The sequence below is a fragment of the Bradyrhizobium sp. LMG 9283 genome, from assembly GCF_045571415.1.
Classification (GTDB): domain Bacteria; phylum Pseudomonadota; class Alphaproteobacteria; order Rhizobiales; family Xanthobacteraceae; genus Bradyrhizobium.
Genome location: NZ_CP120691.1, coordinates 6,410,268 through 6,429,145, shown reverse-complemented (window position 1 = coordinate 6,429,145; position 18,878 = coordinate 6,410,268). Strand labels below are relative to the sequence as shown.

The following is an 18,878-nucleotide window of genomic DNA, read 5'->3' as shown; positions in this document are numbered from 1 at the left end:
GCGAAGATTTCACGAAAGTTCTCGCCGTCATTCCGGGGCGACGCGCAGCGTCGATCCCGGAATCCATTTATCCACCAACTCTGCGGCCCGATGGATTCCGGGCTCGCGACTTCGTCGCGCCCCGGAATGACGACTATTGGCTGGCCGCCGACCACACCTCACCGCTTCTTCCTGTTCGCGAACGCGTTGAACGCGGCAATCGCCTCATCCGACTTGAGCCGCTCGCCGAACAGATGACCTTCCTGGTCGATGCGGCGGGTCAACTCCTCTGGCGGGGCGCGCAGCAGCTTGCGCGAGGTTGCGACGGTCTCGGCCGGCAGCCGGCAGATCTCGCGCGCCACCTTGCGCGCCTCGACCTCGGTATGTCCCGGCGAGACCACGGTGTTGACGAAGCCTGCGGCGTGCGCCTCCGCGGCGGTGAAGGTCCGCCCCATCACCAGCATCGCGAAGGCGCGCTGGTAGCCCATCGTGCTCGGCATCAGGAGGCTGGCCGCGCCGACCGGCACGAGCCCGAGATGGATGTAAGGTGCGGAGAAGGTCGCAGCGTTCGAGGCCAGCACATAGTCGCAGTGGAACAACATCACGGTGCCCATCCCGATCGAGGCGCCGTCGACGGCTGCGATGATCGGCTTGGCATTGAGGGCGAGCGAATAGAGGAATCTGGCGCCGTTCGACAGCATCTCGGGGCGCGATGCGTCGGCGTGGAGAAAATCGTCGATGTCGTCCCCGGCGGTGAAGACGCCGGAGCCGCCGGTGATGATGATGCAGCGGATGTCCGGATTGTTCTGGGCGGTGTCGATCGCGCCGCTCATCTCCCGGTACATGTCCTGGGTGATCGCGTTCTTCTTGCCCGGACGGCGCAGGGTGATCACGCGCGTTCCGCGCTCTTCGGTGACGATGATGTTGCCGTTCGGCATGAGAGCCCCCTGCGCGCGCCGCGACGCTTGCCGCTCGCGAGTGTTGCGAAGCATCAGCCTACATCATCTCACAGGCGTGCCAATGCGCTCGCTCAATCTTTCGGCGCCGAATTCCCATAAGTTTGATGCATCGCACCTGCCGCCGTCCCGCCTCGCAACAATTGGCTACAATGTTTCATTTGAAAAACCGGTGGTTGTGGTGCACGATCTGGCGCCCGTTCCATTTGACGGACTGCCTGATTTGACGATTGCCGCAACCCGTATCGACGAATCCTCGCTGCACTACCGCGGCTGGCGCGTCGTACTGGCCTGCTTCCTGATGGCCTTCTTCATGTTCGGTTTCGGCCTCTACGGCCAGGGCGTCTATCTCGCCGAGCTGCAGCGTGCCCATGGCTGGCCGGGCACGCTGGTTTCCGCGGCCAGCACCTTCTCGTTTCTCCTGACCTCCGTGCTGGTCATTTTCACCGATGATCTGCTCGAGCGCATCGGGTTGCGCTCGCTGATCCTGTGCGGTCTGGTGGCGCTCGGCGCCTCGACGGTGCTGCTGGCGCTGATGCAGACGCCGTGGCAGCTCTATCTCGCTTATGCGCTGATGTCGGTCGGTTGGACCGGTATGGGCACCGTTGTGATTGCGACCCTGCTGAATTCCTGGTTCGAGCGTCGGCGCGGGCTCGCGCTCAGCCTCGCCTTCAACGGCGCGACCTGCGGCGGCATCATCCTCGTCCCGCTGCTGCTGTCGCTGACCGGCAGCATCGGCTTCCGTTCCGCGATGCTGGCGGCCACGCTCGCGATGATGGTGCTGGTGCTTCCGATGGTCGTGACCTGCATCGGCTGGCCCACCGGGATGTCGCTGGCATCGGGCGGGCGTCCGAGCGCCAGCGGTGCGGCCGCACCAAGCCATTCCCGCAAGGCGCTGCTCGCCAATGCAGCGTTCTGGACCATGGTGCTGCCGATCGCGATCGCGCTGCTGGCGCAGATGGGATTCATCATCCACCAGGTGAGCTTTCTGGAGCCGTTGATCGGGCGTGCCAGTGCTGGCCTTGCCGTGACCATCATGGCGGCGATGGCGATCGTCGGGCGCCTGTCGCTTGGCCTGTTCGTTGACCGGCTCGATCCGCGGCTCGCCTGCGCGGCGTCGATGACGAGCCAGGCGGCGGCACTGTTCGTGCTTCTCCAAAGCACGAGCCCGACCGTGCTGCTGGCCTGCTGTGCCGCTTACGGCTTTTCGATCGGCAACATGATCACGTTCCCGCCCTTGATCATCCAGCGCGAGATCGGCGCTGCCGCCTTCGCCGCCGCAATGGGACTGGGCACCTCGATCAGCGGCGTGGTCAGCGCCTTTGGCCCGGGCATCGTCGGTCTCGTGCGCAGCCTCACGGGTAATTACACGACGGCATTTGCATTGTGTGTGGGGCTCGATCTCGTGGCGGCCGGAGTCGTGCTGTGGCGGCCGCGGAGCAGAGCCGAAATCGCAGCTTCTTAGATTGAGCTGGATTGCCTCTCGTGCCCCGGACGCAGTGCAGCGCTACTTCAGCGATGCGCTGCAGAGCCGGGGCCTATGTTGCCGCGATCGCTTCTTTGGCATGGGTCCCGGCTCGGCGCAGCAACGCTACGGGTTGCAGCACGTCCGGGACACGTGAAGCAGCTCACCCCAGCAGCACCGCATCCGCCGCCGCGACCGACTCCGCGCTCTCCGTCACGGTGCGCTCGAGCGCTCCCGCCTGCACCGTGATGTTCTCGGCAAAGAAACGTGCGAGCGCGACGTAGCGCGCAGCATCCGTGTTGGCTTCGGCCTTGGCGGCGAGCGCCTCGGAGGCGAGCAGGCAGCCGCCGAGCGTCGCGCCGAACTGTTGCAAGTAGGGCGTCGCACCCGCGAGCGCCTCGTTTGGCGCGGAGGCAACGCGCTCCAGCAGCCATTTGCTGGTACGCGTGAGTGCCTCCAGCGCCTCGCGCAGCTTGGTGCCCGTGGTACCGAAACCGGGATCGTTGGAAGCCTCCACCTGGCTGACGATCGCCGCGAGCTCGTCGAGCAGCGCCCACACCGACGCGCCGCCATTGGCCGCCAGCTTGCGCGTGACGAGATCGATCGCCTGGATGCCGTTGGTGCCCTCGTAGATCGCGGTGATGCGGGCATCGCGGTAGTGCTGGGCCGCGCCGGTCTCCTCGATGAAGCCCATGCCGCCATGCACCTGCACGCCGAGATAGGCGACCTCGTTGCCGATATCGGTGGAATAGGCCTTGGCCATCGGCGTCAGCAACGCCGCCCGTGCCGCCGCATCGGCGCGCACCTTCGCGTCCTTGGCGCGCGTCGAGACGTCGATCGCGACGGCGGTCGCATAGCAAATGGTACGCGCGGCCGCAGTCTGCGCCCGCATCCGCATCAGCATGCGCTTGACGTCGGGATGGACGAAGATCACGTCCGAGCCGTCGTCCGTCTTGCCGACCGCGCGGCCCTGCTTGCGTTCCTGCGCATACGACAACGCCTGCTGGTAAGCGCGGTCGGCAACGCCGACGCCCTCCAGGCCGACGCCGAGGCGGGCCTGGTTCATCATCGTGAACATGCAGCGCATGCCCTGGTTCTCTTCGCCGATCAGGAAGCCGATCGCGCCGCCATGATCGCCCATGGTCATGGTGCAGGTCGGCGAAGCATGCATGCCCAGCTTGTGCTCGACACCGCTCGCATAGATGTCGTTGCGCTGCCCGAGCGAACCGTCCGCATTGACCATGAACTTGGGCACGAGGAACAGCGAGATGCCCTTGGTGCCGGCGGGCGCATCGGGCAGACGCGCCAGCACGAAATGCACGATGTTGTCGGTCATGTCGTGCTCGCCATAGGTGATGAAGATCTTCGTCCCCTTGATGCGATAGGTGCCGTCGGCCTGCTTTTCGGCGCGGGTGCGCAGCGCGCCGACGTCGGAGCCGGCCTGCGGCTCGGTCAGCTGCATCGTGCCGGTCCATTCGCCGGAGACGAGCTTTGCGAGATAGATTCTCTTCAATTCGTCGCTGCCATGCGCATCCAGCGCCTCGATCGCCGAGGCCGTCAGCAGCGGGCAGAGGCCGAAGGCGACGTTGGCCGCGCTCCAGATTTCCGTGCAGGCGGCGTTGATCGCGAGCGGCAGGCCCTGGCCGCCGAAATCTTCGGGGCCGGACACCGCATTCCAGCCGCCCTCGGTCCAGCGCTTGTAGGCGTCAGGCCAGCCCGGCGCGGTCGTGACCTTGCCGCCCTCGAGCTTGATGCCGTGCTCGTCGCCGACCTTGTTGAGCGGCGCCAGCACGTCGGATGCGAACTTGCCGGCTTCCTCCAGCACGGCGGCCGCGAGGTCGGCGTCGAAATCGCCATAATGACCGGCCTCCACGGCGGCCTTGAGGCCCGCGCCATGGTTGAGCGACAGCAGCATGTCAGAAATCGGCGCGCGGTAGGTCATGGCTCACTCCCGAGGACAAATATTGGCGCCGTATTCCCATGAAACGGGGGCGGTCTCAACTGGGCGGACGTCAGGATGGCTGGGCCGGAACGGGGCGGCCATTGGGGCCTGAAATAGAGTGTGGGCCGCCAGCCGACTGGGCCAAGGGTATTTTGCCCCTCCAGGCGGTTGAAATGCCGCGCCGCTCCCTATAGACCGGCTGCGACCGACGGGAATCTGCGGTAGCCGGTTCTACCCCGTTCGTCGTCTGTTGGGGCGTAGCCAAGCGGTAAGGCAGCGGATTTTGATTCCGCCATTCGGAGGTTCGATCCCTCCCGCCCCAGCCAGATTGCCTGCCCCGCCTGAAATCACTCAGGAAACCGGCCTGGCTGGGGAGCTGCTGCACAGCTCTGCGACACACTGCTGCTGCACAGGTGTGTTTCGAGATGGCTGTCCACATCCTGCCGGCTGTGCGGCTCACTTATTGTCCGCGGCCGTGACGTCGGTCAGTTCCTGGTCGGAAAAAGGTTTGGCGCGTCCGTATCTCTGAGTGGAACGCGCTGTTCGCTGCTACAGCGATGGTGCAGTTAAGATCTCGCGCGTGCATTCTGTCTAGGGGCGGAGTTGGTGCTCGCGTCACCAGAAGTGGGAGCGGCCTAGGATTGCCGTCGTTGGCGATCTGATTGGGTTGGGGGAGTCTCAGTTCGGGCGGCGCGGCTGATGATGCCTCTTCCATCACTCGCCCGGACGCGTCATTTCTGCCAGAATCATTGATTGAACGATATGGCGAGCGGCCCGACGATATGCTTGAGCGCGGTTTGGGGAACGGTCGCTATCATCACGGTCGCGGGCAGCGGGGATACCAGGCGAATGTTCGGCAGGCCCACCGAACCGCAACATTCGCCCGACCATCTCCTCGCAACGCGTCAGACCAGATAGTCGTGATAGCTGATAAGCGTTCCCATGTTTTTGTCTGCCTCCGTCTGGAAGCCCGCGGCATCGTACTGGCCCAACAGGGCAATGTCGGTGGTATGGACTCCGTCAGTCACCGACAGGGTTCCTCCGGTGCCGGCCTGATTTGCGACATAACTCGCGGTCGTGCCGACCCCGAATGCCACATCGAGGAGATCGAGGTGGTCATTGCTGTCAAATCCGGACACGACCCCGCTAAAGTCGAAGGAGTCGTGGAGCACGATTGTCCCGGTGGCTCCGGCATCAAGCGTTATCTTGGTCGATGAGGCGGCTCCGAATTCGAGCGTGGCCACTCCATCCATCAAGGCGGTGCCGCCGCCAGTGACGCTGCCATTGAGGGTGATGTTGGCTCCATGCGCCCACAGCAGCCCAGAATTATCAAGGTTGCTGTCGATGACCATCCCGCCGCTTCCAGTCGCTTCAAGTGTTCCGGAATTGACGATGGTGTTCGTTCCGGTATCGATATCGAGCACATTGATGCCGGTGGCGACAATCGTGCCTTTGTTGACCAGCCCCATCATCCCGTCCCCGAGGTGGCCGGCGCCGGCGATCGTGTTGTCCACATTCGTCAGCGTGACGTCCGAGGTCGTTCCGGTGATCAGGTTCTGATCGCTGTCGGACAGCACGACCTGCCCATGGCCCTGGAGTGTGATGCCATGTTCGATCAGCTCGAGGTTTGTCCCGTTTCCGGTCGAGTTCAACTCAATTGTACCCGTGTTGTCGATGGTGCCGCTCAACGGAAGAAACGCGCCGTCGCCTATCACCAGGCTGCCCGAATTTTCCGTAACGGGGATTTCATCGAACACGAAATTGCTCGATGTGAGCAACGTCGGATCGAGACCTTGCAAGGTGATTGATTGGCCTTCTCCCAACTCGATTACGGCGTTGCCGTTGGCGTCGATCACAGTATGCGCCTGAATGTCGGCGAACGAGGTGAAGTTGGCGTAATCGATCAGATCGATTTGGTCGTGCATCGTGTCGAAGTTATAAACCACGTCATGACCGATCGGCTGCGCGAACACCAGCAGGTCGCTCCCGCTCGAGGCCGTCAGATGGTCGTCGCCCGACACAGCAAAGATCGGCGATCCCTGCGCATAGACTTCGACATTGTCGGATACGGTTGCCGTTCCCGTAGTGCCATCGGTGTTCGTCCAGGTTTGCGTGACGTTCAGCACCACCGCGCCCGCGAAATCTAGCGGCGAAGTGATGGTCATCGACTGCACATCATTTGTCTGAGCAGTCCAGGTGCCGTTTCCGTTATTCGTAGCGTTACTCAGACTCCAGCCCAAGGGCACCCCGCTGATCGTGACGGTGATGACATCGTTGGGATCATCTGAAGGATCGACCAGAGCCAGATTGATGGCCTCGCCAGCGATACCTGCGGGCGCAAGGGCAGTGGCCCCGCTCCCTTTCACGATCGTGACGGTGTCAGTATCGGCGAGGCCTCCTCCGTCGGTCGTTGTCATGGTCAACGTCCGCGTGGTGTTGTTTGACCCACCACTGAACGTCACGCTAGCCAAGGCCGCATTGATGTCCGCGATCGAGCCGGAGAACGTCATGGCCTTCGTGCCGTTGGCACCGGAACTGAATGTAAGGCCTGATGTCGTGGAGAGGGTTAAAATGCCGGTCGACGATTGCGGAGAATTGCCCAGTGAGAGTGAAACAGTCTCGATGCCGTTGTCCACATCACTGACTCTCAGCGTGAAAGTTGCCGTCGAGCCACCGCCGCTACCGTTTCCTACGGTCTGCTGCCCCGGAACGGTGTTGACCGGCGCGTCGTTGGCGCCACTGATGGTAACGGTTAGCACCGCCGTGTCGGTCAGGCTGCCGTCAGTCACGGTGTAGTTGAAGGTGTCGGTCGTCGTCTGGCCGACGTTGAGCGCCTGCACGGTGGCGTCGTTCTCGTTGACCACGTACGTGTAGCTGCCGTTGGCATTGAGTGTCAGTGTGCCGTGCGCGCCCACCAGGCCGACCCCCAAAGTGCCGGCCGTGCCGGCCCCCTCGGTGCCGCCGGTACGGATCGCACTGACCGTCAGGCTGCCGCTGTCGACGTCGGTGTCATTGGTCAGCACATTGCCACTACCATTGATGCCCCCCGATCCGTTGGCGGTGCCGCCTTTCTCGGTCGCGGCTGTGGCACCCGGACTGACACTGGTGTCATTCACGGCGAGCGGCGCATCATTCGTGCCGGTGATGGTCACCGTCACGGTGCCGGTGGCGGTGCCGTCCTGGCTGGTCACCGTGAACTGGTCCTGCACCTGCTGGCCGGCGGTGAGTTCATTGTGGGCGCCGTTGCCGGTGTAGCTCCAGGCCCCGTTGGCATCGATCGAGAAGTCGCCGTAGGTGCCGTGGACGTTGCTCTGGGCCACGACATGGGCCTGGCCAGCGTCCGGATCGGTGATGGTGTGCTGGCCGCTCGTGTTGAGCGCGGCGGCCGTGTCGCCCTCGGTGACGGACCTGGAGTCGGAGCTGACGGTCGCCGCATCGTTGGTGCCGGTGATGGTCACCGTCACGGTGCCGGTGGCGGTGCCGTCCTGGCTGGTCACCGTGAACTGGTCCTGCACCTGTTGTCCGGCGGTGAGCTCATTATGGGCGCCGTTGCCGGTGTAGCTCCAGGCCCCGTTGGCATCGATCGTGAAGTCGCCATAGGTGCCGTGGACGTTGCTCTGGGCGACGATGTGGGCTTCGCCCGATCCGGGTCAGTGATGGTCAATTGCCCCGAGGCGTTCAGCGCCGCGGCGGTGTCGCCTTCCGTCACGGACTTCGAGTCCGAGCTGACACTTGCCGCGTCGTTGGTCCCGGTGATGGTCACCGTGACGGTGCCGGTGGCGGTGCCGTCCTGGCTGGTCACCGTGAACTGATCCTGCACCTGCTGCCCGGCGGTGAGCTCATTGTGGGAGCCGTTGCCGGTGTAGCTCCAGGCGCCGTTGGCATCGATGCTGAAGTCGCCGTAGGTCCCGTGCGCGTTCGTCTGGGCAACGACATGAGCTTCGCCGCTGTCGGGATCCACAATCGTCAGCTGCCCGGAGGTGTTCAGTGCCGCGGCAGTATCGCCCTCGGTGACGGATTTCGAGTCCGATGAGACAGTGGCGGCATCGTTGGTGCCGGTGATCGTCACCGTGACGGTGCCGCTGGCGGTGCCATCCTGGCTGGTCACCGTGAACTGGTCCTGCACCTGCTGCCCGGCGGTGAGCTCATTGTGGGAGCCGTTGCCGGTGTAGCTCCAGGCGCCGTTGGCATCGATGCTGAAGTCGCCGTAGGTCCCGTGCGCGTTCGTCTGGGCAACGACATGAGCTTCGCCGCTGTCGGGATCCACAATCGTCAGCTGCCCGGAGGTGTTCAGTGCCGCGGCAGTATCGCCCTCGGTGACGGATTTCGAGTCCGATGAGACAGTGGCGGCATCATTGGTGCCGGTGATGGTCACCGTGACGGTGCCGCTGGCGGTGCCGTCCTGGCTGGTCACCGTGAACTGGTCCTGCACCTGCTGGCCGGCGGTGAGCTCATTGTGGGCGCCGTTGCCGGTGTAGCTCCAGGCGCCGTTGGCATTGATGGTGAAGTCGCCGTAGGTCCCCTGGACGTTGCTCTGCGCCACAACATGGGCTTCGCCGGTGTCGGGATCCACAATCGTCAATTGGCCGCTCGTGTTGAGCGCGGCGGCCGTGTCGCCCTCGGTGACGGACTTCGATTCCGACGAGACCGTCGCCGCGTCGTTGGTCCCGGTGATGGTCACCGTCACAGTGCCGGTGGCGGTGCCATCCTGGCTGATCACCGTGAACTGGTCCTGCACCTGCTGGCCAGCGGTGAGCTCATTGTGGGCACCATTGCCGGTGTAGCTCCAGGCCCCGTTGGCATCGATCGAGAAGTCGCCGTAGGTCCCGTGCGCGTTCGTCTGGGCAAGGACATGGGCTTCGCCCGAATCCGGGTCGGTGATGCTGAGCTGGCCGCTGGTGTTGAGCGCCGCGGCAGTATCGCCCTCGGTGACGGACTTCGAGTCCGACGAGACAGTGGCGGCATCGTTGGTGCCGGTGATCGTGACCGTGACGGTGCCGCTGGCGGTGCCGTCCTGGCTGGTCACCGTGAACTGGTCCTGCACCTGCTGGCCGGCGGTGAGCTCATTATGGGCGCCATTGCCGGTGTAGCTCCAGGCGCCGTTGGCATCGATCGTGAAGTCGCCATAGGTGCCGTGGACGTTGCTCTGGGCGACGATGTGGGCTTCGCCCGAATCCGGGTCAGTGATGGTCAATTGCCCCGAGGCGTTCAGCGCCGCGGCGGTGTCGCCTTCCGTCACGGACTTCGAGTCCGAGCTGACGGTCGCCGCATCATTGGTGCCGGTGATGGTCACCGTGACGGTGCCGGTGGCGGTGCCGTCCTGGCTGGTCACCGTGAACTGATCCTGCACCTGCTGCCCGGCGGTGAGCTCATTGTGGGAGCCGTTGCCGGTGTAGCTCCAGGCGCCGTTGGCATCGATGCTGAAGTCGCCGTAGGTCCCGTGCGCGTTCGTCTGGGCAACGACATGAGCTTCGCCGCTGTCGGGATCCACAATCGTCAGCTGCCCGGAGGTGTTCAGTGCCGCGGCAGTATCGCCCTCGGTGACGGACTTCGAGTCCGATGAGACAGTGGCGGCATCGTTGGTGCCGGTGATCGTCACCGTGACGGTGCCGGTCGCGGTGCCATCCTGGCTGGTCACCGTGAACTGGTCCTGCACCTGCTGGCCGGCGGTGAGCTCATTGTGGGCACCATTGCCGGTGTAGCTCCAGGCGCCGTCGGCATCGATCGTGAAGTCGCCGTAGCTGCCGTGCACGTTGGTCTGGGCCACGACATGGGCTTCGCCCGTGTCGGGATCCACAATCGTCAGCTGGCCGGAAGTGTTCAGTGCGGAAGCGGTGTCGGCCTCCGTCACCGCCTTGGAGTCGGAGCTGACGGTCGCCGCATCATTGGTGCCGGTGATGGTCACCGTGACGGTGCCGGTGGCGGTGCCGTCCTGGCTGGTCACCGTGAACTGGTCCTGCACCTGCTGGCCGGCGGTGAGCTCATTGTGGGCGCCGTTGCCGGTGTAGCTCCAGGCGCCGTTGGCATTGATGGTGAAGTCGCCGTAGGTCCCCTGGACGTTGCTCTGCGCCACAACATGGGCTTCGCCGGTGTCGGGATCCACAATCGTCAATTGGCCGCTCGTGTTGAGCGCGGCGGCCGTGTCGCCCTCGGTGACGGACTTGGAATCCGAGCTGACGGTGGCCGCATCGTTGGTCCCGGTGATGGTCACCGTCACAGTGCCGGTGGCGGTGCCATCCTGGCTGGTCACCGTGAACTGGTCCTGCACCTGCTGGCCGGCGGTAAGCTCATTGTGGGCGCCGTTGCCGCTGTAGCTCCAGGCGCCGTTGGCATCGATCGAGAAGTCGCCATAGGTCCCATGGACGTTGGCTTGCGCCACGACATGGGCTTCGCCCGAATCCGGGTCGGTGATGCTGAGCTGGCCGCTGGTGTTGAGCGCCGCGGCAGTATCGCCCTCGGTGACGGACTTCGAGTCCGACGAGACAGTGGCGGCATCGTTGGTGCCGGTGATCGTGACCGTGACGGTGCCGCTGGCGGTGCCGTCCTGGCTGGTCACCGTGAACTGGTCCTGCACCTGCTGGCCGGCGGTGAGCTCATTATGGGCGCCATTGCCGGTGTAGCTCCAGGCGCCGTTGGCATCGATCGTGAAGTCGCCATAGGTGCCGTGGACGTTGCTCTGGGCGACGATGTGGGCTTCGCCCGAATCCGGGTCAGTGATGGTCAATTGCCCCGAGGCGTTCAGCGCCGCGGCGGTGTCGCCTTCCGTCACGGACTTCGAGTCCGAGCTGACGGTCGCCGCATCATTGGTGCCGGTGATGGTCACCGTGACGGTGCCGGTGGCGGTGCCGTCCTGGCTGGTCACCGTGAACTGGTCCTGCACCTGCTGGCCGGCGGTAAGCTCATTGTGGGCGCCGTTGCCGGTGTAGCTCCAGGCGCCGTTGGCATTGATGGTGAAGTCGCCGTAGGTCCCCTGGACGTTGCTCTGCGCCACAACATGGGCTTCGCCGGTGTCGGGATCCACAATCGTCAATTGGCCGCTCGTGTTGAGCGCGGCGGCCGTGTCGCCCTCGGTGACGGACTTGGAATCCGAGCTGACGGTGGCCGCATCGTTGGTCCCGGTGATGGTCACCGTCACAGTGCCGGTGGCGGTGCCATCCTGGCTGGTCACCGTGAACTGGTCCTGCACCTGCTGGCCGGCGGTAAGCTCATTGTGGGCGCCGTTGCCGCTGTAGCTCCAGGCGCCGTTGGCATCGATCGAGAAGTCGCCATAGGTCCCATGGACGTTGGCTTGCGCCACGACATGGGCTTCGCCGGTGTCCGGGTCGATGATGGTGAGCTGGCCGCTGGTGTTGAGCGCCGTTGCCGTGTCGCCTTCGGTGACGGACCTGGAGTCCGACGAGACCGACGCCGCATCATTGGTGCCGGTGATGGTCACCGTGACAGTGCCGGAGGCGGTGCCATCCTGGCTGGTCACCGTGAACTGGTCCTGCACCTGCTGGCCGGCGGTAAGCTCATTGTGGGCGCCGTTGCCGCTGTAGCTCCAGGCGCCGTTGGCATCGATCGAGAAGTCGCCATAGGTCCCATGGACGTTGGCTTGCGCCACGACATGGGCTTCGCCGGTGTCCGGGTCGATGATGGTGAGCTGGCCGCTGGTGTTGAGCGCCGTTGCCGTGTCGCCTTCGGTGACGGACCTGGAGTCCGACGAGACCGACGCCGCATCATTGGTGCCGGTGATGGTCACCGTGACAGTGCCGGAGGCGGTGCCATCCTGGCTGGTCACCGTGAACTGGTCCTGCACCTGCTGGCCGGCAGTGAGCTCGTTGTGGGCGCCATTGCCGCTGTAGCTCCAGGCCCCGTCGGCATCAATGCTGAAGTCGCCGTAAGTCCCGTGCGCGTTGGTTTGCGCCACGACATGGGCTTCGCCCGTGTCGGGATCCACAATCGTCAATTGGCCGGAAGTGTTCAGTGCGGAAGCGGTGTCGACCTCCGTCACCGCCTTGGAGTCGGAGCTGACGGTCGCCGCATCGTTGGTGCCGGTGATGGTCACCGTCACGATGCCGGTGGCGGTGCCGTCCTGGCTGGTCACCGTGAACTGGTCCTGCACCTGCTGGCCGGCGGTGAGCTCATTGTGAGCGCCATTGCCAGTGTAACTCCAGGCGCCGTTGGCATCGATGCTGAAGTTCCCGTAGGTGCCGTGGAGATTGGTCTGCGCCACGACATGAGCCTCGCCGCTGTCGGCGTCGGTGATGGTGAGCTGCCCCGAGGCGTTCAGCGCCGCGGCGGTGTCGCCTTCCGTCACGGACTTCGAGTCCGAGCTGACACTTGCCGCGTCGTTGGTCCCGGTGATGGTCACCGTGACGGTGCCGGTGGCGGTGCCGTCCTGGCTGGTCACCGTGAACTGATCCTGCACCTGCTGCCCGGCGGTGAGCTCATTGTGGGAGCCGTTGCCGGTGTAGCTCCAGGCGCCGTTGGCATCGATGCTGAAGTCGCCGTAGGTCCCGTGCGCGTTCGTCTGGGCAACGACATGAGCTTCGCCGCTGTCGGGATCCACAATCGTCAGCTGCCCGGAGGTGTTCAGTGCCGCGGCAGTATCGCCCTCGGTGACGGATTTCGAGTCCGATGAGACAGTGGCGGCATCGTTGGTGCCGGTGATCGTCACCGTGACGGTGCCGCTGGCGGTGCCATCCTGGCTGGTCACCGTGAACTGGTCCTGCACCTGCTGCCCGGCGGTGAGCTCATTGTGGGAGCCGTTGCCGGTGTAGCTCCAGGCGCCGTTGGCATCGATGCTGAAGTCGCCGTAGGTCCCGTGCGCGTTCGTCTGGGCAACGACATGAGCTTCGCCGCTGTCGGGATCCACAATCGTCAGCTGCCCGGAGGTGTTCAGTGCCGCGGCAGTATCGCCCTCGGTGACGGATTTCGAGTCCGATGAGACAGTGGCGGCATCATTGGTGCCGGTGATGGTCACCGTGACGGTGCCGGTGGCGGTGCCGTCCTGGCTGGTCACCGTGAACTGGTCCTGCACCTGCTGGCCGGCGGTGAGCTCATTGTGGGCGCCGTTGCCGGTGTAGCTCCAGGCGCCGTTGGCATTGATGGTGAAGTCGCCGTAGGTCCCCTGGACGTTGCTCTGCGCCACAACATGGGCTTCGCCGGTGTCGGGATCCACAATCGTCAATTGGCCGCTCGTGTTGAGCGCGGCGGCCGTGTCGCCCTCGGTGACGGACTTCGATTCCGACGAGACCGTCGCCGCGTCGTTGGTCCCGGTGATGGTCACCGTCACAGTGCCGGTGGCGGTGCCATCCTGGCTGATCACCGTGAACTGGTCCTGCACCTGCTGGCCAGCGGTGAGCTCATTGTGGGCACCATTGCCGGTGTAGCTCCAGGCCCCGTTGGCATCGATCGAGAAGTCGCCGTAGGTCCCGTGCGCGTTCGTCTGGGCAAGGACATGGGCTTCGCCCGAATCCGGGTCGGTGATGCTGAGCTGGCCGCTGGTGTTGAGCGCCGCGGCAGTATCGCCCTCGGTGACGGACTTCGAGTCCGACGAGACAGTGGCGGCATCGTTGGTGCCGGTGATCGTGACCGTGACGGTGCCGCTGGCGGTGCCGTCCTGGCTGGTCACCGTGAACTGGTCCTGCACCTGCTGGCCGGCGGTGAGCTCATTATGGGCGCCATTGCCGGTGTAGCTCCAGGCGCCGTTGGCATCGATCGTGAAGTCGCCATAGGTGCCGTGGACGTTGCTCTGGGCGACGATGTGGGCTTCGCCCGAATCCGGGTCAGTGATGGTCAATTGCCCCGAGGCGTTCAGCGCCGCGGCGGTGTCGCCTTCCGTCACGGACTTCGAGTCCGAGCTGACGGTCGCCGCATCATTGGTGCCGGTGATGGTCACCGTGACGGTGCCGGTGGCGGTGCCGTCCTGGCTGGTCACCGTGAACTGATCCTGCACCTGCTGCCCGGCGGTGAGCTCATTGTGGGAGCCGTTGCCGGTGTAGCTCCAGGCGCCGTTGGCATCGATGCTGAAGTCGCCGTAGGTCCCGTGCGCGTTCGTCTGGGCAACGACATGAGCTTCGCCGCTGTCGGGATCCACAATCGTCAGCTGCCCGGAGGTGTTCAGTGCCGCGGCAGTATCGCCCTCGGTGACGGACTTCGAGTCCGATGAGACAGTGGCGGCATCGTTGGTGCCGGTGATCGTCACCGTGACGGTGCCGGTCGCGGTGCCATCCTGGCTGGTCACCGTGAACTGGTCCTGCACCTGCTGGCCGGCGGTGAGCTCATTGTGGGCACCATTGCCGGTGTAGCTCCAGGCGCCGTCGGCATCGATCGTGAAGTCGCCGTAGCTGCCGTGCACGTTGGTCTGGGCCACGACATGGGCTTCGCCCGTGTCGGGATCCACAATCGTCAGCTGGCCGGAAGTGTTCAGTGCGGAAGCGGTGTCGGCCTCCGTCACCGCCTTGGAGTCGGAGCTGACGGTCGCCGCATCATTGGTGCCGGTGATGGTCACCGTGACGGTGCCGGTGGCGGTGCCGTCCTGGCTGGTCACCGTGAACTGGTCCTGCACCTGCTGGCCGGCGGTGAGCTCATTGTGGGCGCCGTTGCCGGTGTAGCTCCAGGCGCCGTTGGCATTGATGGTGAAGTCGCCGTAGGTCCCCTGGACGTTGCTCTGCGCCACAACATGGGCTTCGCCGGTGTCGGGATCCACAATCGTCAATTGGCCGCTCGTGTTGAGCGCGGCGGCCGTGTCGCCCTCGGTGACGGACTTGGAATCCGAGCTGACGGTGGCCGCATCGTTGGTCCCGGTGATGGTCACCGTCACAGTGCCGGTGGCGGTGCCATCCTGGCTGGTCACCGTGAACTGGTCCTGCACCTGCTGGCCGGCGGTGAGCTCATTATGGGCGCCATTGCCGCTGTAGCTCCAGGCGCCGTTGGCATCGATCGTGAAGTCGCCATAGGTGCCGTGGACGTTGCTCTGGGCGACGATGTGGGCTTCGCCCGAATCCGGGTCGGTGATGCTGAGCTGGCCGCTCGTGTTGAGCGCGGCGGCCGTGTCGCCCTCGGTGACGGACTTGGAATCCGAGCTGACGGTGGCCGCATCGTTGGTCCCGGTGATGGTCACCGTCACAGTGCCGGTGGCGGTGCCATCCTGGCTGGTCACCGTGAACTGGTCCTGCACCTGCTGGCCGGCGGTAAGCTCATTGTGGGCGCCGTTGCCGCTGTAGCTCCAGGCGCCGTTGGCATCGATCGAGAAGTCGCCATAGGTCCCATGGACGTTGGCTTGCGCCACGACATGGGCTTCGCCGGTGTCCGGGTCGATGATGGTGAGCTGGCCGCTGGTGTTGAGCGCCGTTGCCGTGTCGCCTTCGGTGACGGACCTGGAGTCCGACGAGACCGACGCCGCATCATTGGTGCCGGTGATGGTCACCGTGACAGTGCCGGAGGCGGTGCCATCCTGGCTGGTCACCGTGAACTGGTCCTGCACCTGCTGGCCGGCGGTAAGCTCATTGTGGGCGCCGTTGCCGCTGTAGCTCCAGGCGCCGTTGGCATCGATCGAGAAGTCGCCATAGGTCCCATGGACGTTGGTTTGCGCCACGACATGGGCTTCGCCCGTGTCGGGATCCACAATCGTCAATTGGCCGGAAGTGTTCAGTGCGGAAGCGGTGTCGACCTCCGTCACCGCCTTGGAGTCGGAGCTGACGGTCGCCGCATCGTTGGTGCCGGTGATGGTCACCGTCACGATGCCGGTGGCGGTGCCGTCCTGGCTGGTCACCGTGAACTGGTCCTGCACCTGCTGGCCGGCGGTGAGCTCATTGTGGGCGCCGTTGCCGCTGTAGCTCCAGGCGCCGTTGGCATCGATCGAGAAGTCGCCATAGGTCCCATGGACGTTGGCTTGCGCCACGACATGGGCTTCGCCGCTGTCGGCGTCGGTGATGGTGAGCTGCCCCGAGGTGTTGAGCGCGGCTGCGGTGTCGCCTTCGGTGACAGACTTCGAGTCCGACGAGACAGTGGCGGCATCGTTGGTGCCGGTGATCGTGACCGTGACGGTGCCGGTGGCGGTGCCGTCCTGGCTGGTCACCGTGAACTGATCCTGCACCTGCTGGCCGGCGGTGAGCTCATTGTGGGCGCCGTTGCCGGTGTAGCTCCAGACCCCATTGGCATCGATCGAGAAGTCGCCATAGGTCCCATGGACGTTGGCTTGCGCCACGACATGGGCTTCGCCCGTGTCGGGATCCACAATCGTCAATTGGCCGCTGGCGTTGAGCGCCGCGGCGGTGTCGCCTTCGGTCACGGACCTGGAGTCCGAGCTGACCGTCGCGGCGTCGTTGGTGCCGGTGATGGTCACCGTGACGGTGCCGGTGGCGGTGCCGTCCTGGCTGGTCACCGTGAACTGGTCCTGCACCTGCTGGCCGGCGGTGAGCTCATTGTGGGCGCCGTTGCCGCTGTAGCTCCAGGCGCCGTCGGCATCGATCGAGAAGTCGCCGTAGGTCCCGTGGACGTTGCTCTGCACGACGACATGAGCCTCGCCGGTGTCGGGATCGGTGATGGTGAGCTGGCCGGAGGTGTTGAGCGCGGCGGCGGTGTTGGCCTCGGTGACGGACCTGGAGTCGGAGCTGACGGTCGCCGCGTCGTTGGTCCCGGTGATGGTCACCGTGACGGTGCCGGTCGCGGTGCCGTCCTGGCTGGTCACCGTGAACTGGTCCTGCACCTGTTGGCCGGCGGTGAGCTCGTTGTGGGCGCCGTTGCCGGTGTAGCTCCAGGCCCCATTGGCATCGATCGTGAAGTCGCCATAGGTCCCATGGACGTTGGTCTGCGCCACGACATGGGCTTCGCCGGTATCGGGATCCACAATCGTCAATTGGCCGCTCGTGTTGAGCGCGGCGGCGGTGTCGGCCTCGGTGACGGACTTGGAGTCCGAGCTGACGGTGGCCAGATCATTGGTCCCGTTGATCGTTACCGTAACCGTCTGAGTAGACGTCGAGCCGTGGCCGTCGTTGACCGTCACCACGAAGCTCTCGGTGACGCTCTGGCCAGCGGCGAGATACTGCGCAGCGCCATTGTTCAAGGCATAGTGCCACTGCACCGAACCGTTCGCGGCATTGGTTGCCTCGTTGACTGGATCGAGCGAAAACGTGCCAAGCGAGGTCGTATTCGCGGGCGACGCTACAAACGTCGCTGTGTGCGAATCACTCAGATCCGCATCGATGAAGCTGATGGTGCCTGCGGTATTCAGCGAATTCGAGGGGGCCGGTGTCGACGGTGCGTCTTCGACCACCGAGCCGCTCTGGGGGATCGAGGTCAAATAAACCGAATCGTTTGCGCCATTGAATTGGAGTGTCACCGTCGCCCAACTGAGCGTGCCGTTGCCCAGCTGGATCGCGTAGGTGAATGTGTCAGTCAGCGTTTGCCCAGCCGCCAGCGCCTGAAGCTGAGCGTTGATGTCGCCCTTATCGTAATGAACTGTGCCGTCCGACTCGATCCAGATGCGCGCACCGAGCGCGCTGCGGTCACTGGTTCCGGCCATGCCGGCTGCGTCACTGCTGTACGCCACATCCTTGACCAGCAGATCCGCAGGTGCGTAGCTCTTGGTGGACGCGGAGGCGCTCGTTCCGTCGTCCAGCGAGAACAGCGTCTTGGCCGTGCCGCCAAGATCATTTGCCAGCACATTCAAGATGAGAATGTTGCTGGCGTCTTCCACAAACGAGAAAATATCGTTGTTGGCTTGCGGAGTATTTCCGAAAGAAACCGTGCTGCCGCCGCCCGTCGTCTGCGTCGCCATAGCTAAATCCTCTGGGTGATATGCCGTCCGCGTTCACGGACCTGGAAGTGCACAATTGCGCGGTGATGGTCGGCCGATGCCTTGCCTACACCGTTGAAGAAAAATGCTGTGCTGCCGACCAAGACTGTCGTCGTGCGGAGGGCTGCGAAAATGTGCAAAGAAGGCATGCGACGAACTCAAGCTTGTCTGGAGCTAGCGTCGCTCCGAGCTCGCAACAGCCGGTCGCGGCCTGACAGGAACCAGGGATTGAGCTTGGGCGCCGGACCGTGCGCGAGGGCTGGCGGATCGTCCGCGAACCGCACACCGAGCGCGATCGAGGGATCGCATGCTGACAGAGAAGAACTCGAAATCGCCTGAAGATCGGCTTCAACTTGAGCCCGGCCGAAGATGGTCTCGGACTCCCACACAAAACGCGCGCGCCTCATTCTCATTCGCGGGCCCTCGTCTGCCAATGCAGAGCAGAGAGTGTCGCCGCCAAATCAATTCACGCAAACCGGGAGCGTTCGCTCGGACGAATGACATGTCCGCTCGTTAGCGCCGATCCGGCCAACCTGCTGCCAAGTTACGCGAAAAGATTCAGACGTGTATCCCCCTGCCCATTCGTGTGCGGTCCTCGTCCGCCCACGTTGAGATTCTTCGGCTCTCGAGCGCGGTGCGTGATCAGGAGCGATCACGATCGTTTGGCCCGGGATTAAATTAAAGCTAGATTAAAATAATACGGAGGTCCATTTATTTATTTGTCCTCTACATTTAATAATTAATGCATGAAAA

At 64.3% G+C, this 18,878-nt stretch carries 5 protein-coding genes and 1 tRNA gene; 2 read left to right on the top strand and 4 right to left on the bottom strand.

Going from position 1 to position 18,878, the window contains the following annotated elements; translation table 11 throughout:
* Positions 1-158 precede the first annotated feature (158 nt).
* A complete protein-coding gene (locus tag P6U29_RS30180; RefSeq protein WP_407114000.1) occupies positions 159-917 on the bottom strand; it encodes an enoyl-CoA hydratase-related protein in 759 nt (252 codons plus the stop codon).
* Positions 918-1,158: 241 nt separating this feature from the next.
* Between P6U29_RS30180 and P6U29_RS30175 the strand changes: the two genes are divergently transcribed.
* Positions 1,159-2,400, top strand: a complete 1,242-nt coding sequence (locus P6U29_RS30175; protein ID WP_407113999.1) for an MFS transporter — start codon at positions 1,159-1,161, stop codon at positions 2,398-2,400.
* 163 nt (positions 2,401-2,563) lie between these two features.
* Here the strand turns inward: P6U29_RS30175 and P6U29_RS30170 are convergent, their stop codons facing one another.
* Complete coding sequence (locus tag P6U29_RS30170) at positions 2,564-4,342, bottom strand: acyl-CoA dehydrogenase (RefSeq protein WP_407113998.1); 1,779 nt, start codon at positions 4,340-4,342, stop codon at positions 2,564-2,566.
* A gap of 251 nt (positions 4,343-4,593) precedes the next feature.
* Between P6U29_RS30170 and P6U29_RS30165 the strand changes: the two genes are divergently transcribed.
* Positions 4,594-4,668: transfer RNA gene (locus P6U29_RS30165), tRNA-Gln, on the top strand.
* A gap of 579 nt (positions 4,669-5,247) precedes the next feature.
* Here the strand turns inward: P6U29_RS30165 and P6U29_RS30160 are convergent.
* Both P6U29_RS30160 and P6U29_RS30155 read right to left on the bottom strand, forming a co-directional pair.
* Entirely contained in the window at positions 5,248-7,926 is a 2,679-nt protein-coding gene (locus P6U29_RS30160) for a beta strand repeat-containing protein (protein ID WP_407119456.1), read from the bottom strand.
* Positions 7,836-18,107 (bottom strand): VCBS domain-containing protein, encoded by a 10,272-nt coding sequence (locus tag P6U29_RS30155; RefSeq protein ID WP_407113997.1) that lies wholly within the window; start codon positions 18,105-18,107, stop codon positions 7,836-7,838. Before P6U29_RS30155 ends, P6U29_RS30160 begins: the two co-directional genes overlap by 91 nt.
* Positions 18,108-18,878: the final 771 nt, after the last annotated feature.